The sequence below is a fragment of the Cypionkella aquatica genome, assembly GCF_030161095.1.
Taxonomy (GTDB): domain Bacteria; phylum Pseudomonadota; class Alphaproteobacteria; order Rhodobacterales; family Rhodobacteraceae; genus Cypionkella; species Cypionkella aquatica.
The window spans coordinates 237,549-262,472 of sequence record NZ_BSPP01000004.1; the positions used below are offsets into that span (position 1 = coordinate 237,549).

Annotated in this window: 22 protein-coding genes; 10 read left to right on the forward strand and 12 right to left on the reverse strand. The window is 61.2% G+C overall.

Translation table 11 applies throughout. The annotated features are described in order from the left end of the window. The first annotated feature begins 2 nt into the window (after positions 1-2). From exbD to QQJ98_RS04750, 4 genes are all read left to right on the forward strand, one after another. Positions 3-431, forward strand: coding sequence for a TonB system transport protein ExbD (exbD, locus tag QQJ98_RS04735; RefSeq protein WP_431307792.1), 429 nt, complete (start codon positions 3-5; stop codon positions 429-431). Beyond that, complete coding sequence (locus tag QQJ98_RS04740; protein WP_284324176.1) at positions 428-1,285, forward strand: energy transducer TonB family protein; 858 nt, start codon at positions 428-430, stop codon at positions 1,283-1,285. The genes exbD and QQJ98_RS04740 overlap by 4 nt, the downstream gene beginning before the upstream one ends. Before the next feature lie 300 nt (positions 1,286-1,585). Next, on the forward strand, positions 1,586-2,746 hold the full coding sequence (locus QQJ98_RS04745) for an efflux RND transporter periplasmic adaptor subunit (RefSeq protein ID WP_284324177.1): 1,161 nt from the start codon (positions 1,586-1,588) through the stop codon (positions 2,744-2,746). Between the two features lie 3 nt (positions 2,747-2,749). Further along, on the forward strand, positions 2,750-5,860 hold the full coding sequence (locus QQJ98_RS04750; RefSeq protein WP_284324178.1) for an efflux RND transporter permease subunit: 3,111 nt from the start codon (positions 2,750-2,752) through the stop codon (positions 5,858-5,860). A gap of 54 nt (positions 5,861-5,914) precedes the next feature. Here the strand turns inward: QQJ98_RS04750 and gfa are convergent, their stop codons facing one another. Continuing rightward, on the reverse strand, positions 5,915-6,487 hold the full coding sequence (gfa, locus tag QQJ98_RS04755) for an S-(hydroxymethyl)glutathione synthase (RefSeq protein ID WP_284324179.1): 573 nt from the start codon (positions 6,485-6,487) through the stop codon (positions 5,915-5,917). A gap of 168 nt (positions 6,488-6,655) precedes the next feature. Between gfa and QQJ98_RS04760 the strand changes: the two genes are divergently transcribed. Beyond that, positions 6,656-7,873, forward strand: a complete 1,218-nt coding sequence (locus QQJ98_RS04760; protein ID WP_284324180.1) for a winged helix-turn-helix domain-containing protein — start codon at positions 6,656-6,658, stop codon at positions 7,871-7,873. A 1-nt stretch (position 7,874) separates the two neighbouring features. On the opposite strand, the gene QQJ98_RS04765 is transcribed toward QQJ98_RS04760, so the two are convergent. From QQJ98_RS04765 to QQJ98_RS04780, 4 genes are all read right to left on the reverse strand, one after another. Next, entirely contained in the window at positions 7,875-8,288 is a 414-nt protein-coding gene (locus tag QQJ98_RS04765) for a GFA family protein (RefSeq protein ID WP_284324181.1), read from the reverse strand. Positions 8,289-8,297: 9 nt separating this feature from the next. Further along, entirely contained in the window at positions 8,298-8,762 is a 465-nt protein-coding gene (locus tag QQJ98_RS04770; protein WP_284324182.1) for an SRPBCC family protein, read from the reverse strand. Continuing rightward, positions 8,762-9,079: an ArsR/SmtB family transcription factor gene (locus tag QQJ98_RS04775; protein ID WP_284324183.1), complete on the reverse strand. Its 318-nt coding sequence runs from the start codon at positions 9,077-9,079 to the stop codon at positions 8,762-8,764. The genes QQJ98_RS04770 and QQJ98_RS04775 overlap by 1 nt, the downstream gene beginning before the upstream one ends. Positions 9,080-9,235: 156 nt before the next feature. After that, complete coding sequence (locus tag QQJ98_RS04780; RefSeq protein ID WP_284324184.1) at positions 9,236-10,870, reverse strand: DUF4139 domain-containing protein; 1,635 nt, start codon at positions 10,868-10,870, stop codon at positions 9,236-9,238. Positions 10,871-10,988: 118 nt separating this feature from the next. Here QQJ98_RS04780 and QQJ98_RS04785 point away from each other — a divergent pair, with 118 nt between their 5' ends. From QQJ98_RS04785 to QQJ98_RS04795, 3 genes are all read left to right on the forward strand, one after another. Then, on the forward strand, positions 10,989-12,323 hold the full coding sequence (locus tag QQJ98_RS04785; protein WP_284324185.1) for an aspartate aminotransferase family protein: 1,335 nt from the start codon (positions 10,989-10,991) through the stop codon (positions 12,321-12,323). 104 nt (positions 12,324-12,427) lie between these two features. Beyond that, on the forward strand, positions 12,428-12,877 hold the full coding sequence (locus tag QQJ98_RS04790) for a tetratricopeptide repeat protein (protein WP_284324186.1): 450 nt from the start codon (positions 12,428-12,430) through the stop codon (positions 12,875-12,877). A gap of 97 nt (positions 12,878-12,974) precedes the next feature. Continuing rightward, entirely contained in the window at positions 12,975-14,207 is a 1,233-nt protein-coding gene (locus QQJ98_RS04795; protein ID WP_284324187.1) for an ATP-grasp domain-containing protein, read from the forward strand. Here the strand turns inward: QQJ98_RS04795 and QQJ98_RS04800 are convergent. Next, positions 14,188-14,760 (reverse strand): helix-turn-helix domain-containing protein, encoded by a 573-nt coding sequence (locus QQJ98_RS04800; RefSeq protein WP_284324188.1) that lies wholly within the window; start codon positions 14,758-14,760, stop codon positions 14,188-14,190. The two genes, QQJ98_RS04795 and QQJ98_RS04800, sit on opposite strands and share 20 nt — an antisense overlap. A 114-nt stretch (positions 14,761-14,874) precedes the next feature. Between QQJ98_RS04800 and QQJ98_RS04805 the strand changes: the two genes are divergently transcribed. Beyond that, complete coding sequence (locus QQJ98_RS04805; protein WP_284324189.1) at positions 14,875-16,827, forward strand: oxidoreductase; 1,953 nt, start codon at positions 14,875-14,877, stop codon at positions 16,825-16,827. 254 nt (positions 16,828-17,081) lie between these two features. On the opposite strand, the gene QQJ98_RS04810 is transcribed toward QQJ98_RS04805, so the two are convergent. The 3 genes from QQJ98_RS04810 to QQJ98_RS04820 form a co-directional block, all read right to left on the reverse strand. Continuing rightward, positions 17,082-18,104, reverse strand: coding sequence for an aspartate-semialdehyde dehydrogenase (locus QQJ98_RS04810; protein WP_284324190.1), 1,023 nt, complete (start codon positions 18,102-18,104; stop codon positions 17,082-17,084). A gap of 90 nt (positions 18,105-18,194) precedes the next feature. Next, positions 18,195-19,385 carry an MFS transporter gene (locus tag QQJ98_RS04815; protein ID WP_284324191.1) on the reverse strand — a complete coding sequence of 397 codons (1,191 nt, stop codon included), beginning with the start codon at positions 19,383-19,385 and terminating at the stop codon, positions 18,195-18,197. A 16-nt stretch (positions 19,386-19,401) separates the two neighbouring features. Beyond that, positions 19,402-20,649, reverse strand: a complete 1,248-nt coding sequence (locus tag QQJ98_RS04820) for an MFS transporter (RefSeq protein WP_284324192.1) — start codon at positions 20,647-20,649, stop codon at positions 19,402-19,404. Positions 20,650-20,794: 145 nt separating this feature from the next. Between QQJ98_RS04820 and QQJ98_RS04825 the strand changes: the two genes are divergently transcribed. After that, positions 20,795-22,399 (forward strand): alpha-glucosidase, encoded by a 1,605-nt coding sequence (locus QQJ98_RS04825; RefSeq protein WP_284324193.1) that lies wholly within the window; start codon positions 20,795-20,797, stop codon positions 22,397-22,399. Positions 22,400-22,490: 91 nt separating this feature from the next. Here QQJ98_RS04825 and QQJ98_RS04830 read toward each other — a convergent pair whose 3' ends face one another. The 3 genes from QQJ98_RS04830 to QQJ98_RS04840 are packed head-to-tail and all read right to left on the reverse strand — an operon-like array spanning position 22,491 to position 24,852. Continuing rightward, the gene (locus QQJ98_RS04830) at positions 22,491-23,351 is read right to left on the reverse strand and encodes an SMP-30/gluconolactonase/LRE family protein (protein WP_284324194.1); all 861 of its coding nucleotides are present in this window, start codon (positions 23,349-23,351) and stop codon (positions 22,491-22,493) included. Next, complete coding sequence (locus tag QQJ98_RS04835; RefSeq protein WP_284324195.1) at positions 23,348-23,953, reverse strand: 2-dehydro-3-deoxy-6-phosphogalactonate aldolase; 606 nt, start codon at positions 23,951-23,953, stop codon at positions 23,348-23,350. Before QQJ98_RS04835 ends, QQJ98_RS04830 begins: the two co-directional genes overlap by 4 nt. Then, positions 23,950-24,852 (reverse strand): 2-dehydro-3-deoxygalactonokinase, encoded by a 903-nt coding sequence (locus QQJ98_RS04840; protein ID WP_284324196.1) that lies wholly within the window; start codon positions 24,850-24,852, stop codon positions 23,950-23,952. Before QQJ98_RS04840 ends, QQJ98_RS04835 begins: the two co-directional genes overlap by 4 nt. Positions 24,853-24,924: the final 72 nt, after the last annotated feature.

Below are 24,924 nucleotides of genomic sequence, written 5' to 3' on the forward strand. Positions count from 1 at the left end.
CCATGGGCATGACCTCACGCGGGACCGGCGACGATCTTGAGGAAAACCACGAAATCAACGTCACCCCGTTTATCGACGTGATGCTGGTGCTGCTGATCATCTTCATGGTGGCCGCACCGTTGTCTACCGTGGATGTGCCGGTTGATCTGCCCGGCTCAAACGCGGCCCCCGCCGATCGCGCGCCAGAGCCGGTCTATATCACAGTGCAGAAAGATCTGACGTTGTCGCTTGCGTCCGAAACCATTGATCGTGCGGCGCTGGGCGCGCGGCTGGATGTGCTGACGAATGGCGACCGCAGCCAACGGATCTATCTGCGCGCCGATGAAACGGTGGCTTATGGCAAGCTGATGGCGGTGATGAACTTGCTGCGCGCCTCGGGGTATCTCAAGGTCGCTTTGGTCGGGATCGAGGGTGCAGCCGTTCAGCCATGACAGCGCATCCCGCCCATTCTGTCGATTGGTTGGCCGCTTATGCGGGCGATCACCGCTTTGGCTATGCGGCCAAATGGGTGGCGGCGGCGGTCAGCGTGGCAGGGGCTGCGGCGGGTGCGGTGGCGCTTGTGCTGTGGCTGGATGCCGCCACGGGCAGCCAGAACGCCGCCGATACCGCAGTGTTGATCGACATGGTGCCGCTGCCCGAAGCGCCCCCCGCGATCGCGACGCTGGAACCCGCCCCGGAAGTGCCCATGGCTGAATTGCCCGATACGCTGGAGCCCGTGGCGCAAGACGAGCCTTTGCCCGATCTTGCCGAACCCGAACTCGCCCCCGATCTGCCCGAGCCGATGCTGGCCCCCGATCCGTTGCTGGCCGATCTGCCCCCCGATGCCGAGGCCCCGCCGGAACCGCCCAAACCCGAGCCTGTTCCAGAAAAGAAGCCCGAAAAGCAGTCAGAGCCGAAGAAGCAGAAGGTCGAAAAGACCAAGCCAAAGGTCACGGCCAAGACCGAACAGCAGCCCGTCACCGAACAGAAAGCCGCCACTGCAGTCTCGAAGGGCACGGTCAAATCCCTGAAAGACCGCTGGGGCGCGCAGATCCGCAAAAAGATCGAACGCCGCAAAAGCTATCCGCGCGCAGCGGCGGGCAATGAAGGCGCGGTTGGGGTGCGGCTGACTGTGTCGCGCGGCGGTGGGCTTGCGGGTGTGTCGGTGGTGCGATCATCTGGCAATGCGGCGCTGGATGCGGCAGCGGTGCAAGCTGTCAACCGGGCGGGCAGCTTTCCGGCCGCACCCGATGCGCTGACCGATGGGCAATATAGCTTTACCCTGACCATCGCCTTCAAGAAGTAGCCGCTTGCGCTTGGCGCGGCGGGACTGCGATTTCAGCTTTGCGCTGACTTTGCGCCGAATTGCCCGATTGCAGAAATTTTCCGACACGCGCGACGGAAAGCTTTCCCACAGACGTATCAAAGCTATCTTCGGCGCAGCAATACGCCTGTTTTGGGCTGCTTGCCTGTCGCCCGGTCTTTGTTTCGCCTATGCTTCCACCCAGAAAAAATCAAAAGCGGATACCCTATGATTTACCCCCCGGCCCCCATGACCTCGCGGTGCATCATTCGCCATTTGGGCAGCTTATCGTTGATTTCACTGATGTTTATGGCAGGCCAAGGTCTGGCGCAAACCCCTCCGGGCGGTAAGCCCGCAGGGCCAGCTGCGGTTGGCACCGTCACCATCGAAACCCAGGATGTGCCCTATATCCGCACCTTGCCGGGACGCGCCGTGGCCTTTGAAACCGGCGAGATCCGGGCGCGGGTCAGCGGGGTGGTCGAAGAAATTCTCTATGCGGCGGGCGACAAGCTGGAACCCGGCGATCCGATGTTCAAGATAGAGGATGACAGCTACACCGCAGCTTTCGCTTCGGCCAAGGCCGCGGTGGCGGGGGCAGAGGTGCAGGTGCAAACCACCCGCGCCACGGTCGATCGTTACAAAACCCTGCAGGGCAATGCGGTCAGCAAGGCCGATCTGCAAAGCGCCGAAGCCGCCGCCGCCTCGGCAGTGGCCAGCCTTGCCGCAGCACAAGCGGCGCTGGATGTGGCGCAACTGGATCTGGACCGCACCACCGTGCGCAGCCCGATTGCCGGCATCGCGGGTATTGCCACAGTCTCGCTGGGGGCATTGGTGACGGCCAATCAGGCCGATGCCTTGGCCACCGTCACACGGCTGGACCCGATCTATATTGATGTCAGCGATTCCAGCGCCGGGATGCTGCGGGTGCGCGCCCAGATCGACGATGGCAGCCTGAAATTGGGCACCAAAGTTGGCGTCGCGCTGGTACTGGAAAACGGCGAGACTTATGACGGCGAAGGCACGGTCGTGGTGCTGGGCAATGTGGTTTCGGCCACCACCGGCACCTTTGATCTGCGGGTGCAATTCGACAATCCCAAACGCCTGATCCTGCCCGGCCAGTTTCTGCGGGTGAAGATGACCTTGGGCAGCACGCGGGCCAAACTGGTGCCGCAACGCGCGACGGGGCGCAACTCGGATGGCACGTTGACGGTGTTTGTTGCCAAGGATGGCGTGGCGAAAAAGGTGGCGCTGACCAGTTCGGGCAGTCAGGACAACGCATGGATCATCACCGCAGGGATCGAGGACGGCGATCTGGTGATCGTTGATGGCCTGACCAACCTGCGCGATGGCGCGGCGGTCAAGCCGGTGCCTGTCACGATAGATGCTGATGGCGTGGTGCATGATGCCGTGGTTGACACCGCCGTCGCGCCGGATGCTACCAAACCCACAACCGGGAATAACTGATCCATGGCGCGTTTTTTCATTCACCGCCCGGTTTTCGCCTGGGTGCTGGCGATTGTTGTCATGCTTGCGGGCGGCTATTCCGTGCTGCAACTGCCCGTTTCGCAATATCCTGACATCGCGCCCACCACGATCCGGGTGTCGGCAAGCTATGCCGGCGCCACCGCCGAGGCCGTGCAAACCTCTGTCACTGAGACCATCGAAGACGGTCTGACCGGGCTGGAAGGGCTGCTTTACACCGTAGGCTCGTCTTCCACCGGACGGGCGACTTTGACGCTGACCTTTGACGACTCGGTCGATCCCGATGACGCGCAAACCAATGTGCAGGCCAAGGTTGATCAGATCACCCGCCGTCTGCCCGATGCGGTGCAGGATTCCGGTGTCAACGTCAGCCGGTCGTCGTCGTCGATCCTGCTGGTGGGCTCGCTCGTGTCAAAAGATGGGCGCTTCAGCACGGTGCAGTTGGGTGACATCATGTCCTCCACCGTCGAAGGCGCGGTGTTGCGCACCGATGGCGTCGGCAGCATCAACTCTTTCGGCTCGGGCTATGCGATGCGGATCTGGCTGGATCCGCTGAAACTGGCCGAGTTCGCAATGACCCCCGCCGATGTGGTGAACGCGGTGCAGGCGCAGAATACCACGGTTTCCATCGGTTCTTTGGGCGCGCAGCCCGTCACCCCCGGCCAGCAATTCACCGCCACCATCACCGCCCAAAGCCAGCTGACCACGGTTGAGCAGTTCGAGCAAATTCGCCTGACCACCACCGCCGCGGGCAATACCGTGCGTTTAGGCGATGTGGCCACGGTGGAAATCGGCAAGGAAACCTACGGCGGCGACTCTCGGTTCAACGGGGCCAATGCCTCGGGCTTTGGGGTCAATCTGGCCAGCGGCGCCAATGCGGTGGATACGGCTGCGGCAGTGCGCGCCACCCTCAGCGGGCTGGAAGCCGCGCTGCCCGAAGGGGTTGAGATCGCCTATGCCTATGACACCTCGCCCTTTGTCGAGCTGTCGATTGAAAAGGTTGAACACACGCTGCTGGAAGCCATCGGCCTGGTGTTCCTTGTGATCTTGGTGTTCCTGCAAAACTGGCGCGCCACGCTGATCCCGATTATCGCGGTGCCTGTGGTGCTGCTGGGCACCTTCGCGGTGCTGGGGGTCTTGGGCTATTCGATCAACACGCTGACGATGTTTGCGATGGTGCTGGCGATCGGGCTTTTGGTCGATGATGCGATCGTGGTGGTGGAGAACGTCGAAAGGGTGATCGCCGAAGATCACCTGCCCCCCGTCGAGGCCACCGAGAAAAGCATGACGCAGATCACCGGGGCATTGATCGGCATTGCGCTGGTGTTGTCGGCGGTGTTCTTGCCGATGGCGTTTTCATCGGGATCAACCGGGGTCATTTACCGACAGTTTTCAGTCACCATCATCTCAGCCATGTTGCTGTCGGCAGCTGTGGCATTGATCCTGACGCCCGCGATGTGCGCGACCATCCTAAAGCCGCACAAACCCCAAAGCTCGGGATGGCTCAGTGCGCCTGCGCGGTGGTTCAACAATGGCTTTGGTGCGGCCACGCGCGGCTATGCCAAAACCCTGGGCGGCATCCTGCGGTTTCCCTTCACCATGCTGGTGGTGCTCGCCATCGTCTGCGGTGGCGTGGCAGCGATCTATACTCAGATCAACTCGTCCTTCTTGCCACAAGAAGATCAGGGCGTGCTGATGACGCGGATTTCCTTGTCGCAAGGCTCTACCACCGCATCGACTTTGGATGTTGTGGCGCAAGTCGAGGCGTATCTGAACACCGAAGAGAAAGCGGCGGTGGAATCCACCTTTGTGGCGATGGGTTTTGGCTTCGCGGGCACCGGGCAAAACCAAGCCATGGTCTTCGTCAAGCTGCGCGAGTTTTCTGAACGCTCCACTGCCGATCTGTCGGCCTCGGCGGTTGCGGCCCGGGCCAATGCCAAGTTCAAAACCCTGCGCGCAGGCACAGTGCAGTTCAACCAGCCACCGGCAATTCAGGGCTTGGGCAACTCGGCTGGTTTTTCGATGTATCTGGTCGATCAGTCGAACGCAGGCAACGACGCCTTGTTTGCTGCCGCCGCCGAGTTGATCAAGCAGGCCGAGGCCGATGGCAGCGTCACCAACCTGCGCAATGGCGCGTCCGAGGATGAAGCGGCGCTGAAGCTGGTGATTGATCAGGAAAAGGCCGCCGCTTTGGGCGTGTCTTTGACCGAAGTGAATGCGATGCTGTCCACGGTTTTCGCCGGGGATGAAGTCAACGATTTCCAGCTTGGCACTTCGCTGCGCCCGGTGATCGTGCAGGGCATCGCAGGATCGCGGATGCAGCCCGAAGACGTGCTGGCTTGGTTCGCGCGCAACAGCAGTGGCGAGATGGTGCCGTTCTCCGCTTTCTCGAAAACCGAATGGGCACCCGTCGCCCCCAGCCTCGCGCGGATCGACGCTTTGCCCGCCGTGCAGATCAGTGGCGCACCGGCGGTTGGCGTGTCCTCTGGCGTGGCGATGGACCGGATGGAGGCTTTGGCCACCGCGATGCCGGGTGGCTATGGCGTGGCTTGGACCGATCTGTCGTATCAAGAACGCCAATCCGGCAACCAAGCGCCCTACCTTTATGCACTGTCGGTGCTGGTGGTGTTCCTGTGCCTTGCGGCCTTGTATGAAAGCTGGGCGATCCCGCTTTCGGTGATGCTGGCGGTTCCGGTCGGCATCTTGGGCGCGCTGGCGGCGGCTTGGTTGTTTGGCCAGTCGAATGATGTGTATTTCAAGGTGGGCTTGCTGACGACCATCGGTCTGGCCGCAAAAAACGCCATCCTGATCATCGAATTCGCCCGCGAGCTGGAAACCCAAGGCCGCACCCCGGTGCAAGCCGCACTTGAGGCTGCAAAGACCCGGCTTCGCCCCATCCTGATGACGTCCCTCGCGTTCATTCTGGGGGTTCTGCCCTTGGCCATCGCCACCGGGGCAGGTGCAGGCGCGCAAAACGCCATCGGTATCGGCGTGCTGGGTGGGATGCTGTCGGCCACCGTGCTGGGTATTTTCATGGTGCCGTCGTTCTATGTCGTGGTGCGCAAGCTGACGATGAAGAAGGTCAAGGCTGTCTGAAAACACCAAGCCGCCCCGGATCATATCCGGGGCGGCTTTGCATGGGTGGTGCGCTTATTTCAGCACCCCATTCGCCTTGGCGGTAAAGGTCGCGATGTAATCCATCAGCCCCGGCGAAAGTGCGTCATAGGGTGGCAGGCCCAGCTCGGACAGACGCGCGCGGATACCGTCCATCTTGGCCGGATCGGTGCCCCCCTCGATCACCGACGATACAAACGCCGCAAAGGTCGGCGCTGCAAAGCCTTCGGTCCCCGAAAGCTCGGTATGGATGAACGACAACCCGGTGAATGGGTGATTGGGGCGCGTCACCGGCCCGTGCATATGCACACCGCAAACCTTGCAAGCATGCCGCTGGATCAGCGCGCCCGCATCGACCACCGCCAACTTATCGCCGTTCTGCATGACCTTCACATTGTCAGAAGTCACAACCGACACCATCGAGAACGCCGCCCCCGCAGGTTTCCAGCATTTGGTGCAGCCACACACATGGTTGTGCAAGCAATCCGAGCCGATCTGCACCACCACCGGATCGGTTTTGCAATGACAGGTCAACGTGCCGCCCGCAAAGCCCGCCTTACCCGGCTTTACCCCACCGTCAACCGACGGATGTATCGAAACAGATGCCATAACAACCTCCCTGAACCGACCCTCCTCCAGGGTCTGACCCAAAGCCTAGACCTGCCCCGAGAGTCGGACAAGCGCCGTAACCGACATCGCGCAGCCAAGCCGCGCCAATGCCCCCACGCGCGAAAATCCTGCTGTTGACCGAAGCGATGGGCGTGATACGCCTGCACCATGCTGCCCTTATTGACCAATGCCGCCGCCCGCCGCCTGTTCCTGCATCGCCATGCTCTGGCCGAGGCCCCGACAGGCGCAGCCCATGGCCAAGCGCTTGCTGATCTGATCCACCGCATCGGCTTTGTGCAGGTCGACAGCATCAACACCGTTGCCCGCGCCCATCACATGATCTTGTTTTCGCGCCGCCAGTCCTACAAGCCCACTGCCCTGAAAGCGCTGCTAGAGACCGACCGCGCCTTGTTTGAGCACTGGACGCATGACGCCTCAATCCTGCCGGTGCATCTGCACGGACACTGGCAGCACCGCTTTGACCGCAGCGCTGAAAAGATGAGCCTGAACCGCAAGCGCTGGTTCCCCGATGGCGACGAATCGCAACTTGAAACCATTCTGCGCCACATCGCGGATCATGGCCCTGCCACCACCTCGGATGTTGGCAAGGACGAGGTGCGCAGCAAGGGCGGCTGGTGGGAATGGCACCCATCAAAGACCGCGCTGGAATGGCTGTGGCGCACCGGGCAACTGGCGATTTCTGGCCGCGACGGCTTTCAGAAGATCTATGATCTGACCGAACGTGTCATCCCCGCCCATCACCGCGCCGCCACTTACGATCTGGCTGCGATGACAGATTGGGCCTGTGGATCCGCGCTCGATAATCTGGGCTTTGCCAATGCGACCGAGTTGCGCGCCTATTGGAACGCCCTCCGTCCCGATGAAGTGAAAACCTGGGTTAAAGCCGCGCTTGCTTCTGGCCAGATCATCGAGATTGAAATTGAGGGCGCGACGGGCAAACGCCAGCGCAGCTTTGCCCGCCCGGATGTGCTGACCGCCGCCGCCCACGCCCCCGAAGCCACCGCCCGCCTGCGCATCCTGTCGCCGTTCGATCCCGCCCTGCGCGACCGTGACCGCGCCGAGTTTCTGTTCGGCTTTTACTACCGCATCGAAGTCTTTGTCCCTGAACCGAAACGCCAGTACGGGTATTATGTTTTCCCGGTGCTGGAAGGCGACCGCCTGATTGGCCGCATCGACTGCAAGGCTTTTCGTGACGATCGCTGCTTGCGCGTCAAAGCGTTCTGGCCCGAAGCGGGCATAAAACTCGGCGCGGGGCGCTTGGCGAAACTGGACGCCGAACTTGCCCGCTATGCCGCCTTTACCGATTGCGACCGCGTGGAATTCAGCGATGGCTGGCAGCGCGACACTTTGCGGCCAGCCAGCTGACCTATCCCGGCATTGCCGCGAATTTCTGCAAGCCAGCGTCCAGATTATCCCAAGCCTGCCCCCGCGCGTGATAGGTGACAAACTGCGGCGCAAAGGCGGCTGGATCATCCAGACTGCCGGGATGAATGGCAATCATCGCAGGCGCTGCGGCAAAGCTGACAAACAGCGGCGTGCCACAATTCGGGCAAAACGCGTGATGCTTCAGATTGCCGCTATCCCCGGCAATGTCCCAGGTTTTCACCACGCCCGTTACCGCAAACCCGGCGCGGTCGGCAAATACCAGATAGCCCGAATGTCCCGTGCCGCTGCGCTGGCGGCAGTGCTGGCATTGGCAAAGCAACTCTGCCACCGTCTCTCCCGGCTTTTCATACCGCACCGCGCCGCAAGCACAGCCGCCCGTATAGTTATGGCCCATGATACCCCCCTATGCTGCCTTGGTTCTGCCAGACAAATCAAAGCCCTGCCCAGTCTCCAGATAGGATTTCAGGCTCGACAACACCAAGGGCCAGCCCTTGCTGACACCGCTCGCCATGCCCGAGCCAAGCTCCAACTCATCATGGCTGACGGTCAGCCGCACCCGGTCGCCATCTTGCGCGATATCAAACGTCACCCGGCTGTAGGCATCCGGGTTTTCCGCCTGCGAGGCCCCCGCCCAAGTGATCACCAGCCGGGTCGGGGCCACCACTTCCACAACCTGCCCCACGATCTCAACCGGGCGCGCATCATTGTCGCGTACATGCTGCCAAGCCGCCCCCGGCACCCAATCCGAGACGTTTTCATGCCCCCAATAGCGCCTTGCAATCTCGGGCTTGGTGATCGCGGCGAACACCTTTTCCGGCGTCGCGGCAATATAGGTCACATAGACAAAACTGGTCTTTTCGGTCGCCATCACGCATCCCCCTCTAAGATTGTTTTCAGATCATGCAGCAGCCCCAGCCGCTGTGTTTCAAACTTGCGCACCCAGCGCGCATAGATGTCATACAGCGGCACCGGATTGATATAATGCAGCTTTTCCCGGCCACGCTTGACGGCTGAAACCAGATTGGCCGCCACCAAAAGATCAAGATGCTGCGTTGCCGATTGCCGCGTCATTGCCAAATTTTCACACAACTGGCCAAGCGTCTGGCCGTTGTTTTCGCACAGAAGATCCAGCAGTTTTCTGCGCGTCGGATCGCCCAGCGCTTTGAAAACCAGATCGTCGTTCATGCTTCATGTCCCTTCACATTGCCATTTATGCAGGTATTTACCTGCATGTCAAGCAAAGTCACAACGGCAGCGAAAAGCTTAACAAGTCGTGAACGACCACCCCCTAAGCCATTGATTTCTTATGGACAGCCCCTGTGTCCACGCGTGGACAAGGCGTTACTGCAGCTGTTTCCCCTCGGGCCAGCGCAGCACATGATCCAATTGCACCGACTTTTTCTCGCCCGCAGCCAGATCAAACGTCCAAGCCAGAATCCCCCGCTGCCCGTCCACATCAACCTCGGATGGGGCCGGATCGGCGGTATAGCTGATCTCCAGATCTTCCTGTTCCGAATAGGGCACCTGATCGAAAAGCCGCACCGGCCAAGCCTCGGCAGTCAGATTTTCCACCTGCAACACCGCCTTTTCCTCAACCTGCGTCGAGCTGCTTAGAATCCCCCGATCCCCCTCGGCCCGCAGCGGCATATCCCGTTTCAGCCGCAGCCCTTCAATCGCGCCGAACGCCAGCTTTGCCTCAGCCCCCGCCGCCACGGTGCTGAACTGGGTCGCACCGACCAGCTCTCCCTCGCGCAGCAGGTAGGCTTGGCCGGGCAGCAAGATCTCACCGCTGTCGTTGACGAATTTCGCCATCACAAACGCGGTGTCATCGCGGCGCGGCACCGCCCAAGCCTCGATCTGCGGCACCAATTTGATCTCATCCAAAGCCAGCCGCAGATTTTCCACCCCAGTCGCCACATCCACCGCAGCCGGGTAATGATAGACCACCACATCGCCCTTTATCATCGGCGCAGCGACGACCTCGGGTTCCATCACGGGTTCCGACATGCCACCAGAATACAGCATCTCTTGCGCATTTTCATCGCCCGCCGCCGCGCGCTTTGCCATCTCAACCGGATCAATCACCCGCTTCAGATCCGGCCAAAGAACGGAAGGTTCAGCCTGCTCGGAAGGCTGTGCGGTGGATAGCGTCAGATCAACCCCGGCCCAATCTTCACCCGAGGTCTGGCTGACCAGCACGCCGCGCACGATGGTCAAGCTGGGATCTTTGCGGGTCAGCATCATGTCATATACTGGCTGCCAGCTGGCTGACTCGACATAATGCTGCACCACCAAATGCACCGGCCCCGCCGCATCAGCAGTGATTGCCACCGACAAGCCAGCATAATCCGCCGCCCGCTGCGACAGCGCATCCTGACCAGCCTGCGCGTCGCCCAACAGCTTTCTCGCATCCTCCAACACCTTCTGCGCGGCGGGAAGTTGCGTCTGCGCGGCCAAAGCTTCTTTGCGCGCCGTCAGCACTTCGACCCCGACCATGCCAGCCAACGCCTTCACGCCCTCGACCGTGACCGCATCGCCTTCGGGTCTTAGCCGGCGCAGAAAATCCACCTGCGCCTCGGCGGCCTCAACGGCGGCATTGATCGCATCGACCCCAGCCTGCGCCGAACGCACGTCGGTCTCGGCAGCCGCAACCGCCGCCTTGGCTGCCAGCATCGCGGGATCTTTCGTCTCATCCCGCGGGGGCAGCCGGTCGGTGCGCAATGAGAAAGCGCCCAAAGTCACGCCCTCGGCCTGCAACCGGATCAGCTCTGCCGGGGTCTGCGCGGGCAGATCTGGGATCAGCACATCATGCGCCCCCACTGCGGCGTCAAAATCGACCACCCGCGTCACTTGCGCGCCGTAAGGATAGACCGTCACCGCCGTGATATGGCTGGCCGCCACGATCTGATCGGCAAAGGCCGGGCCCATCACGGCAGCACTCGATAACAGCGTGGCAAACAGGGTAAAATGACGCATGGAATCCTCCTTGGGTTTACCAGAGTCTACGGCCCCCATACGTCAACAGGCAAGCCCGTTGCCCCCTTGCCCGACCATCCCTGCGCTGCCATGCTGCCGCAAAATCAAAGGGCCAACCATGACCAAAGCCGAGACTCTGACTATCACAGCCATCTTGCCGAAGGTCACTCATGGCCGTGGCAGCTATCTTTGGGATACGACGGGCAAGCAGTATATCGACGGCTCGGGCGGCCCTGCGGTCTATTGCCTTGGCCACGCACACCCCGAGGTGAACGCCGCCATCACCGCCCAGCTTGGCCAGATCGCGCACGGCTACCGCTATAACTTTTCCACCGACGCGCTAGAGGAATTGACCGAGATCATCCGCGCCCATACCGGCGGCAGCTTGCGTGAAATGGTCTATGTAACGGGCGGATCAGAGGCAGTCGAAAGCTGCCTGAAGATCGCCCTGCAATATCAAACCGCCATCGGCCAGAAATCCCGCCGCCGCTTCATCAGCCGCGAGCGGTCATGGCATGGCAACACTTTGGGGGCGCTGGGGGTTTCCGGCTTTGCCGAGCGCACGACAGCCTATGAGGGTGCGTTCATCCCCTCGATCAAACTCTCGCCCGCCAATGCCTATCGCCCTATCGAAGGGGCGACGCCCGAAACCGCAGGCCAGGCCTGCGCGGCAGAGTTAGAGACCGCCATCCTGCACCACGGTGCCGATACCATCGCCGCATTTATTTTTGAACCCGTTGTGGGCGCGGCTGGTGGCTGCGTCCCTGCCCCCGACGGCTATGCCAAGCGCATCCGCGAGATTTGCGACCGTCACGGCGTGTTGATGATCGCGGATGAGGTGATGTGTGGTGCGGGTCGTACCGGGCCGTGGCGCGCGCTGGCCCGCGACGGTGTGGAGCCTGACATCATGTCGGTCGCCAAGGGTCTTGCTGGCGGCTACATGCCCTTGGGTGCCGCGATCTGCACCACCAGAATCTGGGATGCCATCCGTACCAAAGATGGCGCTTTCGGCACTGGCCACACTTTCACCGGCCACACTGCCGCCTGCGCTGCGGGGGTCGCGGTGCAAAACATCATCGCCCGCGAAGGTTTGCTGGCCCGCGTTACCGCCAACGAGTCCCGGCTGAAATCATGGTTGGCAGAGGCTCTCCATGGCGTCGAAGCGGTCGGCGATATTCGCGGGCGCGGCCATTTCATCTGCACAGAACTGGTCGCGGATCGTGACAGCAAGCAGCCCTTTCCCGCCGCACGGCAATTGGCGCTGAAAATCCGCGCCGCCGCGATGCAGAATGGCTTGATCTGTTATCCGGTCAGCGGCAATGTCGACGGCACCAACGGCGATATCGTCATTCTGGCACCGCCCTATAATTGCACCGATGCCGAGTTGACCGAAATCACCGACAAAACCGCAGTTTCGATCCGCCAAGTGCTGCAATCTGAAGGTCTGGCATAGTTTTGCCATCACACGCAGGCTTGATGCGGCAAAATAAACGAATCGGCTAGCGTGCCTGCACGCGCAGGGATGCCACTCAGACGTCACCAAAGGGAGAAGCAAAAATGCCCCATATCTTCGCTTACATGCTGTTCGGCCTGCTTGGTCTGGTGTCGATGGCACTTGATCCGGCGATGGCCGCTGGCACAGAAGAGGCCACCGAAGTTGACGCCGATTATACCAAAGCCAAGGCCAAGATTGCTGCCGAAGATTACGCAGGTGCTTTGCCGCTGCTGGATCAATTGACCGCGTCACAACCAGAAAACGCCGATGCGTGGAACTTGCGCGGCTATGCCAACCGCAAGCTGGGCAATATGGATGTGGCAGCGGCATCCTACACCACCGCGCTGACCCTCAACCCCGGCCATCTTGGCGCGCTGGAATATCAGGGCGAGATGTTCGTTGAACTGGGTCAAACCGATGCGGCCAAAGCCAATCTGAAAAAGCTGCAAGATCTGTGTGGCGATTGCGAACAGGCCGAGGATCTGGCCGAAGCCATCGGCGTCAGCGGTTAAAGCGGGGCGGCGCAAAATCCACTGCCGGAAACGGTTTCTTTAGAAACAAGCTTTACGCCTGAACGCACGCCAGAACGGCGCGTGTGAAGGAGAGTTTATGCAGCTTGCGACCTCAGCTCGGCACCAGAATTTGGTGATCGGCCCTACCCCCGAACCACCCAGCATCGGCTATGGTGCCATCGTGCGGATGGCCTATGCCGGTGCCAGTCAATCCGCCTTGACCCGCGCACTGGTGGCCCGCGTGCAAGGCCCTGTCGCCGATCCGGGGGCTTTGCTGGATCTGGCGACGTTGCTGATGCTGCAAGGCGGCGATCTTGCGGTGGAAGGCGCGCAGATGCAGCGCCACGCGATTGCGCTGCAGAAAAGCTATCAGATCACCCATGGCTCCGGTCTTGGGTTGCGGATTCTGGCTTTTGTGACGGCGGGCGACTTCATGGCAAACACGCCACTGGATTTTCTGCTGCACGGATCAGATGCGGTGCTGATCCTGCATTTCGTCGACACGGATACCCAGCTTGCCGACCTGCCAGTGCATGATGTGGCCTTCATGGCTATCGGCGAATCCCCAGAAAACGCCGCGGTTCTGCGCCATTTGCACGCCCAACTGCAGCATTGGCCCACCGCCATCGCCAACCGGGATGCTGCCACCATCGCCAATCTGTCGCGCGACCGCGTGACGCGCACCTTGGCTGATGCGCCCGGCCTTTACACCCCGCCCACTCTGCGGCAATCCCGCTCTGATCTGATCCATCTGCTGATGACAACCCCGATCGCAGCACCGCTGATCCTGCGCCCGGTCGGCACCCATGCCGGGGCTGGCATGGCGCGGATCAACGGTGCTGGCGATCTTGCCGAATGGCTGCGCGCCCATGATGCGCCCGAAGTCTATACAGCGCCATTCATTGATTATCGTGGCAGCAACGGCCTCTATACCAAGCAGCGCATCGTTCTGATCAAGGGGAAACCCTTTGCCGGACATATGGCCAGCTCTGCGCATTGGATGGTGCATTACCTGAACGCAGATATGGCCAATCAGCCCGCCCGTCGCGCAGATGAGGCTGCTTGGATGGCGCAATTCGATCAGGACTTCGCCCAACGCCACGCGCAAGCCTTCACCGCGCTTTACCACCGCATCGGCCTTGATTACTTTGGACTTGATTGTGCCGAACTTCCCGACGGCCGCTTGCTGGTCTTCGAGCTGGACGTGGCGATGATCGTGCATGACATGGATTGCCCGCAGATCTTTCCCTATAAACAGCCCGCCATGCGCAAACTGTTCGCGGGTTTTCTGGCAGCACTGAAAGCCATGGCTAAAAACTCGGCGGACTGATCGCCCACAGCACCACCGCCTCTTCCGGGCCGGGATTGCGATAGCGATGCGGCTCGGACGAGGCATAGCTGCAGGTATCGCCCGCGTTCAGCAGAAAGTGCCGATCACCGATCCAGATTTCCAACTGGCCCTGCAGCACAAAGCCCACCTCATCGCCCTCATGCGTGTAGGATTTCTCGCTTTCCGTCCCGGCGGGCATCCGGCTGTAGATCATCTCAACCTGCAAACTCAGCTTGGGCGTGAGCAATTCATCAACGATACCGCCCGCATAGCGCAGGCTCAGCCGGTTATCGCGCCGGATGACATAGCCACGCTCGGCGTCTGGAACCGGCGATTCGCCTGCGAAAAACCATTGCACCGTGACGCCCAAGCCTTTGGCAATGCTAACCAAAGCCGGGATGGACGGCGAGGCAAGGTTACGCTCCAGCTGGCTGATATATCCAATAGACAACCCCGCCGCCCCGGCCAGATCAGCTAAAGTCAGCCCACGGCGCTTGCGCAAACCGCGCATCCGCTCACCCAAAAAACCTGCGGGATCAGTCACATCATCCATGCCGCAAACATGCCGCAGCTGCACAATAATCGCAAGTTTATTTGCCAATAGTAAAAATATCTTCCATTTTTTTACTGACCTGTTAGCTAAGACGCAGCAACCAACAGGCCCGCCATGACCAGCTTTCCGCATCTGTTCGCACCGATCACCCTGCGCCGTACCCAGATCAGGAACCGCATCCTGTCCACCGGGCACGACACCACCATGCCCACCGATGGCACCGTTAATCCCGCGCTGATCGCGTATCATCAGGCGCGGGCGAAGGGCGGGGTGGGCTTGATCATCACCCAGGTGGCGGGGGTGCATGAAACGGCGCGCTATACGTCGCACCTTTTGATGGCGACCACGGATGCTTGTATCCCCGGTTATACCGAACTGGCAAAAGCGGTTCATGCGGAGGGGGCGGTGATCTTTAGCCAGTTGTTCCATCCGGGGCGCGAAATCATGGAAAGCGCTGATGGCTTGCTGGCTGTCGCCTACGCCCCTTCTGCCGTGCCGAACGAACGCTTTCATGTGATGCCGCGCGTGCTATCCCTTGCGATGATTGAGGAAATCATCGCGGGCTATGCCTCTGCTGCCAAGCGCCTGCACATCGCGGGCTTTGATGGGGTCGAGGTTGTCGCCTCGCATGGCTATCTGCCCGCACAGTTTCTGAATCCCCGGGTCAATCTGCGCAACGATGATTTCGGCGGCTCTGACACCGCGCGCCTGCACTTCCTGACCCGCGTTTTGGCCGCGATCCGGGCGGCAACCGATCAGGATTTCGTCATCGGTCTGCGCATTTCCGCAGGCGAGCGTGACGAAGACGGCTTGACCCAGCCCGAGGCGCTTGCTGCCTGTATCGCCCTCGAATCCAGCCTCGATTTCGTCAATATCACCACGGGCACTTCGGCCAGCATCGGTGGTGCTGTGCATATTGCAGCCCCCATGGCCTTTGCTGCGGGCTATTTCGCCGCAGATGCCGGGGCCTATCGCAAAGCCCTGAAAATTCCGGTGTTTGTCGCGGGCCGGATCAATCAGCCGCAAGAAGCCGAGGCGATTATCGCGGCGGGTCATGCGGATATGTGCGGCATGACGCGGGCGTTGATATGTGACCCCAAGATGCCCGCCAAGGCCGAAGCAGGTGCTGTCGATGACATCCGCGCCTGCATCGCTTGCAATCAGGCTTGTATTGGCCATTTCCATCGCGGCCTGCCGATTTCCTGTATCCAGCATCCGGAATCCGGGCGCGAATTGGCCTTTGGCACGCTGAGCCCCACGGACAGGCGCAAGAAGGTCATGGTGGTGGGCGGCGGTCCGGCGGGGATGAAAGCCGCGATTACGGCCGCCAAGCGCGGCCATGATGTGACGGTGTATGAGGCTGCAAGCCAGCTTGGCGGGCAGGCCTTGCTGGCGCAATTGCTGCCGAAGCGCGCGGAGTTTGGCGGCATTATCACCAATCTTGCGCGTGAAATGGAACGTGCGCAGGTGAAGGTGCGGCGGGGCGTGACGGTGACTGCCGCGCTGGTGCAGGCCGAAGCGCCCGATACCGTGATCATTGCCACCGGGGCGCGGCCGCATGTGCCCGACCTGCCGACCGATGGCCAGATTCAGATCGTGACGGCATGGCAGGTGCTGCGGCGCGAGGTCAAACTGGGCGCGCGGGTTGTGGTTGCGGATTGGCGCTGCGACTGGATCGCGCCGGGGATCGCCGAGATGGCCGCCCGCGATGGCGCGCGTGTCACCTTGGCGGTGAACGGTTTGCACCCCGGCGAAAGCCTGCCGCTGTATGTGCGCGATACGATGGCGGCTGATTTGCACCGCTTGCAGATCGAGGTGCGCCCCTATGCCCGGCTGTTCGGCACCGCCGAGGATACGGTCTATTTGCAGCACACCCCGAGCGGTGAGGCGATGGAGATTTCGGGCGTGGATACTTTGGTGCTCAGCCTTGGGCATGTGCCCGTCGATGGCTTGGCAGCCGAGTTGGGCGCATTGGGAATTGCCTTCACCCAGATTGGCGATTGCCTTGCGCCGCGCACCGCAGAAGAAGCGGTTTATGACGGGCTGAAAGCGGGCGTTGCGGCCTGAGGAAGGCCAGCTACGGATGCGATTTATCACAGAAAAATCTGTCCCAGCGGGGACAGACTTGTGTTTTTATGCCGATTTTTCGGAATTTTACACAAGATGTTGTGTATTTTAGCCAGTTTCGCGCATCGGCGGTTGATCGGGTGGCTTGGTTCACATCTGCCGCATGGTCTGCTCGGCTGTAGGGCGCGCAGCAATCGGGGCATAAAAAAAGCCCCGCCAAATGGCAGGGCTTTTCCAATTTAACGCGGGCCAGATCAGCCCTTTTTCAGGTGACGACTGCCCAGCAGTTCTGCGATCTGCACGGCGTTCAGGGCGGCACCCTTGCGCAGGTTGTCAGACACACACCACAGGTTGATGCCGTTATCAATCGTGCTGTCTTGACGGATGCGGCTGATATAGGTGGCGTAATCGCCCACACATTCGATCGGGGTGATGTAGCCACCGTTTTCGCGCTTGTCGATCACCATGATACCGGGGGATTCGCGCAGAATATCGCGGGCCTCGTGTTCATCAAGGAAGTCTTCAAACTCGATATTGATCGATTCCGAATGGCCGACGAACACCGGCACGCGCACGCAAGTCGCGGTGACTTTGATGTTCTTGTCGAGGATTTTCTTGGTTTCCGCGACCATCTTCCATTCTTCTTTGGTCGAGCCATCATCCAAGAACACGTCGATATGCGGGATCACATTGAAGGCGATCTGCTTGGTGAATTTCGACGGGGCGACTTCCTGACCGGGAACGTAAAGGCCCTTGGTCTGATCCCAAAGCTCGTCAATGCCTTCTTTGCCGGCACCCGACACCGATTGATAGGTGCTGACAACCACACGCTTGATGCGGGCGCGGTCGTGCAAAGGCTTCAGCGCCACAACCATTTGTGCGGTCGAGCAGTTCGGGTTGGCGATGATCATTTTGTTGGTATAGCCCGCAATCGCATCGGCGTTCACCTCCGGCACGATCAGCGGCACGGCGGGGTCGTAGCGGTAGAGCGACGAATTGTCGATCACCACGCAGCCAGCCGCGGCGGCCTTGGGCGCGTAGATTTTGGTGGCATCCGAGCCCACGGCGAACAAAGCGATGTCCCAGCCTGTGAAGTCGAAGGTGTCGAGATCCTTGGTCTTTACGGTCTTGTCGCCAAAGCTGATTTCAGTGCCCAGCGATTTGCGCGAAGCCAGTGCGGCAATCTCGTCAATCGGGAACTCGCGCTCGGCGAGGATGTTCAGCATTTCGCGGCCCACGTTACCCGTGGCACCCGCGACGACGACTTTATAGCCCATCGGGGTCTCCTAGAATTTTGTCTGTGACCATCAAAGACGTGGCCTGTTAGCGCATGGGGCGGCGCGGGGAAAGCGTAAAACGAAGGCGGGTCAGTCGGTGCGGTCTTTTGAGACAAGGTAAACCAGCAGGCCAAGTGTCAGCAGGGCGGCGTAGAAGGCGAACAGCGCAGCATAGGGGGTGCTGGGCGGGGCGCTGTTGATCGCGGTGGCGCTGGGGGTCAGGGCGTGGTGCAAGCGCCCGGTCAGCATCTGCATGATGCCTGCAGCACCGATGCCGAACAGGTTGATCAGGGTGACGCCGCGCCCGACCAGATGCGGCGGCAGGAAGGCGCGGCCATGCGCCATCACCATCGGGAAGGATGCGCCGAAAAAGCCAACGCCTGCGAGCAAAGCGATGGGCAGGGGGCCGGGGGTGGCGGGATGGGTGTAAAGTCCCAGCAGGCAGGCAACCCCCAAGGCGTTGCCGCCAAAGATCAACCATTTGCGGGTGCCCAGCAGGCGATCCAGCGGGCCATAGGCGAAATTGCCCGCAACCATGGCCAGCCCCATGATCAGCGTGACCATGCCAATCCGGGTGGCGTCGGCTTGGAACACATCCGCGAAATAGGGGCCCACCCACAGCCCGCGCAAGCCCGCCGAGGGCGCGTAACAGGCGGCCATCATGATCAGAATTGGCCAAAGTGCTGGCATCCGCAGCAGATCAAAGATCGAGCCTTTGCTGGTGTGCTGGACCCGGGCGGGATCGCGGACCAGCAGCCAAAGCGCGGCGGCGGTGATCAGGGTCAGCCCACACAGGCCCCACATCGCACCGCGCCAGCCAATCGCCTCGACCGCCAGCGACAACGGCAGCGAGGCCGCAAGATTGCCCAGCGAGCCAATACCGATCACCACCCCCGCCAACGTGCCAAACACCGCAGGCGAGAAGGTGCGCGCGAAGATGTAGTATGCGGCCATCAGCACTGGCGCGCAGCCCATGCCGATCAGCACCATCGCCAGATTGATCGCGCCCGGCCCGGTTGCTGTGGCAAAAATCGCAGCGCCAAGGCCGCCTACCGCCAGCAATCCGGCGGAGGTTATGCGGGGACCGATCCGGTCCAGCGCGATACCGACCGGAATTTGCATCAGCGCGAAGGCGAGAAACCACAGCCCCGAGGCCGAGGCGAGGTCTTCGGCTGTTGCGCCAATTTCTGCTTTCAGCACAGGTGACAGGACCGCAAGAAACGCGCGGTAGAATTGGCTGAGCACATAGGCCAGAACAAGGGCCGCGATACCGATGCGCATTGTGGCTCCTATCGGGTCAAGCGGGCTGGGCCAGAAGCGGTTTCTCGCGGATGGGCAGATGCACGATGGCCGAGAACGCGCCCACGCCCACGCCGATCCACCACACGAGGCTGTAATCGCCCGTCATGTCGTAGAACTTGCCGCCGAGCCAGACGCCCAGAAAGCTGCCAAGCTGGTGCGAGAAGAACACCACTCCATACAAAGTGCCCATGTAGCGCAGGCCGTAGATATGGGCGACAAGGCCAGAGGTCAGCGGCACGGTCGCCAGCCACAGGCTGCCCATCACCAGCGAGAAGATCAGCACAGATGCAGGCGTCATCGGCAGCAGGATGAACAAGGCTGAGGCCACGGTGCGGGCGACGTAGATGCCCGACAGCAGGTATTTCTTGGTGTAGCGTTTGCCAAGCCAGCCGGACATGATGCTGCCTGCGATGTTGGCAAGGCCAATCACCGAGATAGCGATTGCGCCCAGGATTGAGGTGGTGGTGATGCCGATATCCGCCAGCAAGCCCGAGGGGTCAATCGCGCCACATTTCTCGGTGATGAAGGCGGGGAAGTGGGCGGTGATGAAGCCAAGCTGATAGCCGCAGGAAAAGAAGCCGACGAAGATCATGGTGAAGGACGGGTCTTTGAAGGCGCGTTTCAGCACTGTGCCCAGCGACTCGTCCAGCTCGGCCTTGGTGGCGACGGTGGGCGAGCGCAGGAAGGGCAGCGCGAACAAAGCGCACAGGATCACCACGGCGAATATGATGAACACCACTTGCCAGTGATAGTAGTTCAGCAGGATTTGTGCGGCGGGGGCGCCAAAGACTTGGCCCGCAGACCCTGCAGCGGTGGCGATCCCCAACGCGAGCGAGCGGTTTTCCGGTTTGGCGGCGCGGCCCACGATGGCAAGGATGACGCCAAAGCCGGTACCTGCGATGCCGAAACCGACCAGAATTTCCAAGAATTGCATCTGGCCGGGGGTCACAGCAAAGCTGGAAAGCACCAGCCCCAACGCATAGAGGATCGCGCCTGCGATGATGGCGCGGCGGTCGCCGAAGCGTTCGGCAATCGCGCCAAAGATCGGCTGACCAACGCCCCAAGCCAGGTTCTGAATGGCAATAGCCATGGAAAACTCGGCCCGTGGCCAGTTGAACTCGGCTGCAATCGGGATCTGGAACACCCCGAAACTGGCGCGGATGGCAAAGCCAAGCATCAGGATCACGCAGCCGGAAATCAGAACGGGGGTGAAAATGCCGGATTTCGGCGGGGTTTGGATCATGGCAAGGCTCCTGCTTGGGCGTCACGGTTAGCCGATGGGCAAGCCGCGTCAACGGAAGAATTGTGCGGACACAAGGGCGGGGCGGATTGTGCAGCGTGTTCAAAGCGGTTTAGGCTTGGGCAACACAGATATTCGGAGGCGGGGTATGGCGGAATGGTGGCGCGGTTCGGTGACCTATCAGGTCTATCCGCGGTCGTTTCAGGATGACAACGGCGACGGGGTTGGCGATCTGAAGGGCATCACGCGGCGGCTGGATCATATCGCGGATCTGGGCTGCGATGCGGTGTGGCTGTCGCCGTTTTTCACCTCGCCCATGTTGGATATGGGCTATGATGTGTCCGATTATACCGACGTTGACCCGGTGTTTGGCACATTGGCCGATTTCGATGCGCTGGTTGCGCGGGCGCATGATCTGGGTCTGAAGGTGATCATTGATCAGGTGCTGAACCATTCATCCGACAAGCACACCTTCTTTGCCGAAAGTCGCAAAAGCCGCGATAACGACAAATCTGATTGGTATATCTGGGTTGATCCCAAGCCCGATGGCACGCCGCCCTGCAACTGGCTGTCGGTGTTCGGTGGCCCGGCATTCACTTGGGATGCGCGGCGCAAGCAGTATTACATGCACAGCTTTCTGTCGCAGCAGCCGGACTTCAACTACCGCAATCCGGCGGTGGTGGATTACATGGAATCTGTGCTGCGGTTCTGGTTGGATCGCGGGGTGGATGGCTTCCGGTTTGATACGGTGAATTATTTCTACAAAGATGCGTTGTTCCGCAATGATGCCGCCGATTTCCGGGTGAAAACCAAGCCCGATGGCAACCCGTATGAGATGCAATATCATTTGTTCTCAAAGGGGCAGCCTGAAAATCTGGGCTGGATGGAGCGTATCCGGCGCGTGATGGATGAATATACCGACCGCGCGACTGTGGGCGAAATGGGCGAGGCGCATCATGCCATTCGGATGATGGGCGAATACACCGCCCCCGGTCGGCTGCATCAATGCTATTCGTTCGAGATGATGGGCTACGATTATTCCGCCGCGTTCTTTCGCGGCAAGATCGAGGAATTCTTCGCCGGCGCGCCGAATGGCTGGCCGATGTGGGCGTTTTCCAACCATGATGTGGTGCGGCAGGCGTCGCGGTGGGCCAAGCATGGGGTGTCGCAAGATGCGTTGGCGCGGCAAGCGGGGGCGCTGTTGCTATCATTCCAAGGCTCTATCTGCTTGTGGCAGGGCGAAGAGCTGGGACAGACCGATACCGTCTTGGGGTTTGAGGAATTGACCGATCCTCAGGGGATCAATTTCTGGCCAGAGCCTGTGGGGCGCGACAACACCCGGACGCCGATGGTGTGGGATGCGTCTGAAAACGCTGGATTTTCGGCGGGCAAGCCGTGGCTTCCAGTGAAAGCGCCGCAATTGGCGCGGAACGTGGCATCTCAGGCAGGGGTCGCGGGGTCGGTGCTGGAGACCTATCGCGCCATGTTGCAGTATCGGCGCGGGTCAGAGGCGTTGACGGCAGGGGCGACGGTGTTCTTCCGTGTGCCCGAGCCGATCTTGGCGTTTACCCGCGGCGATGCGTTGCTGTGCGTGTTCAACCTGTCACCTACCGAGGTTTCTGTGGCGGTTGAAGGGGTTGCGGGGCTGGAAGGGCCGTCTCAGAGTGCGGCTCTGGATGGCGCGCAACTGGTACTGGGGCCGAATGGGTTTGCGTTTTTGCCGGTGGCCGGGCGGGTATCGGTGCGGGCCTGAGGATTTTTCAGCACGGCGCCCCGGACTTGATCCGGGGCCTCTGATCACAGCATGAGGTCCCGGATCAAACCCGGGGCGCCGTGGTTCTTGCTTAGGGTTCGCCCAATATAACCTGATGTTCACGTTGCCCTTTTGCGACCCCTTCGATCACAAAGGTCGCACCGGACAGCGGGGCGATTTGCAGCGCGGCGGCATCAAGGTTCTTGCGCGCAGATGTGACGATCATTGCTGACAGCTGCGGGCCCGCGAAGGCCGGGCAGGTGGTTTGCGGCGCATCGACGGCAACGGCGCGCAGGAAGCGGCCTTGCGGATCATAGGCGGCAACGCGCGACGCACCCCATTGTGCAAGCCACATCACACCATCGGCATCGATCACCGCGCCATCGGGGTAAAGCCCCTCGGCGGTCAGATCCAGAAACACTTCGGGCGTGGCATTGGGCCAGCCTTCGGCATCCAGCGCCACTTTCATCACCTTTTGCGTGACAGTATCGGTGAAATGCGCAAACGCCCCGGCGGGGGGGAAGCAGATCGCGTTCGGGATGGATATGTCGCTGTAAAGCTTGCGCAATTCACCCTTGTAAAAGCGGTAGATTGCGCCTGCGCCGATGGCTTCATCTTTCGCCATCGTGCCGATCCAGAAGCCACCAAGCGGGTCGGCGCGGCCATCGTTGGGGCGGTTCTTTGGCTTGTCTTGTTCCAGCAGGCAAAGCGGTTCGACCTCTTCGGTTTCAAGGTCGAACAGGAAGAGATCGCGCTCTCCGGCGATCAGCAGCACATCGTCACTGACCCAGCCCGCGGCGGAAACGATCTCGGGGAAGCGCCATTCGCGGGGGCCGTCGCGGTCTTGCGACAGCAGTTTCTGGTTGTTGATGTCAAACCAGAACATTTGCTGACGCGCGGGATGCCAGAGCGGGCCTTCGCCCAGATCACACAGGCGGGGATCGAAGATCATGCGCGGGCCTCGTCATAAGCGGTGACAATGGTGCGGGCTTTGGCGGTGACTTCGGCGACCGACAGACCGGGGGTGTAGAGTGCGGTGCCGATGCCAAAACCGTCGGCACCCGCCTTGATCCACTCGCCAAAGTTTGACGCGCCAGCGCCGCCGACCGCATAGACTTGCGTGGCTTTCGGCAGCACGGCGCGGATGGCTTTCAAACCGTCTGGGCCGATCAGATTGGCGGGGAAGATCTTGAGCCCGTCTGCCCCGGCGGCGAGGGCGGCGAAACATTCGGTGGGGGTCATCACGCCGGGCCAGCTGGCCATGCCTGCGGCCTTGGTGGCGCGGATGACCTCCGGGTTACAATTGGGCGAGACGATCAGCTTGCCGCCAGCAGCGGCTACGGCGGCCACATCTGCGGTCGTAAGCACCGTGCCTGCGCCGATTTCTGCCTGCGCGCCAAATGCCTTGGCCATTGCCGCGATCGAGTCGAAGGGTTGTGGCGAGTTCAGCGGCACTTCGATCCGGGTGATGCCTGCGGCGATCAAAGCCTCGGCGACGGTTGTGGCCTCGGCGGGGGTGATGCCGCGCAGAATGGCGATCAAAGGGCGTGTCATGGCATGGCTTTCTGCATAAGGCCGCGCGCTGCGGCAAGGCCTGCAAGGGTGCAGGCGGTGGCGTCCAGAGTTTCCGAGGCGGCACCCTGCGCTTGAAGGGCGTCGGCGTAGCGGGTTGAAAGCGCTGCAGCCCCGATCAGGGCGATGCGCTGACCCAGCCAGTAGGGTTTGGCGGCCGCAAGTTCCAGACCGATCAGCAGGCCCGACAACCGCGCGCGGGCGGCGGCGGGGGACAGTCCATGCAGCAGACCTTCGGCGCGCAGGGTGAACAGCCGGGCCGAGATCTTTTCTGGCCGCGCCATCGCATCCGCCAAGCCTTCGGCAAAGGCCGCATCATCTTCGCCCTCGCCGCCCATGCCATGCCGCAGAACTGAGTGTTGCGACAGCAGGGCGAACATCTCGCCAGTCATGAAGGTTTGAAACGAGACCACCTCGCCCGCCGACACATGCGCCCATTTGGAATGGGTGCCCGGCAGGCAGAACACGCCGTCAAAGTTCGACAGCAGCGCCAGCGCTCCGGCGATCTGCGTTTCCTCACCGCGCATCACATCGGCAGGTTTGGATTGGCTGAGCCCCGGCGCGATCATCATGCGGAGACGCGGATCATCGGTTTGCACCGCCATCAGCGCCCCCGAAGCGACAGGCGCGCAGGGGGTTTGGCGATAGGGTGCCTCGCGCCAGCCTTGCCGCGCACCGACCATGCCGCAGGCGATCACCGGGGTCTGCCCCGCACCCAGCCATGGCGCGATCAGCCGCAACAGGGCCGGTTCAAACTCGGCCTGCGTCAGCTTGCCCATACCGTCGTCAGAGCTGCCCGAGGCCAGCACTCCATCCGGCCCCATCGCCCAAGCACGCAGGTTCGAGGTGCCCCAATCGACCGCAATCCAGTCCGAAATCATCAAATGGTTCCATTATTTGAAACTAAGTCTTGCATAGTGGAAATCATGCACCTTACCATAGGTCCTGTCAAT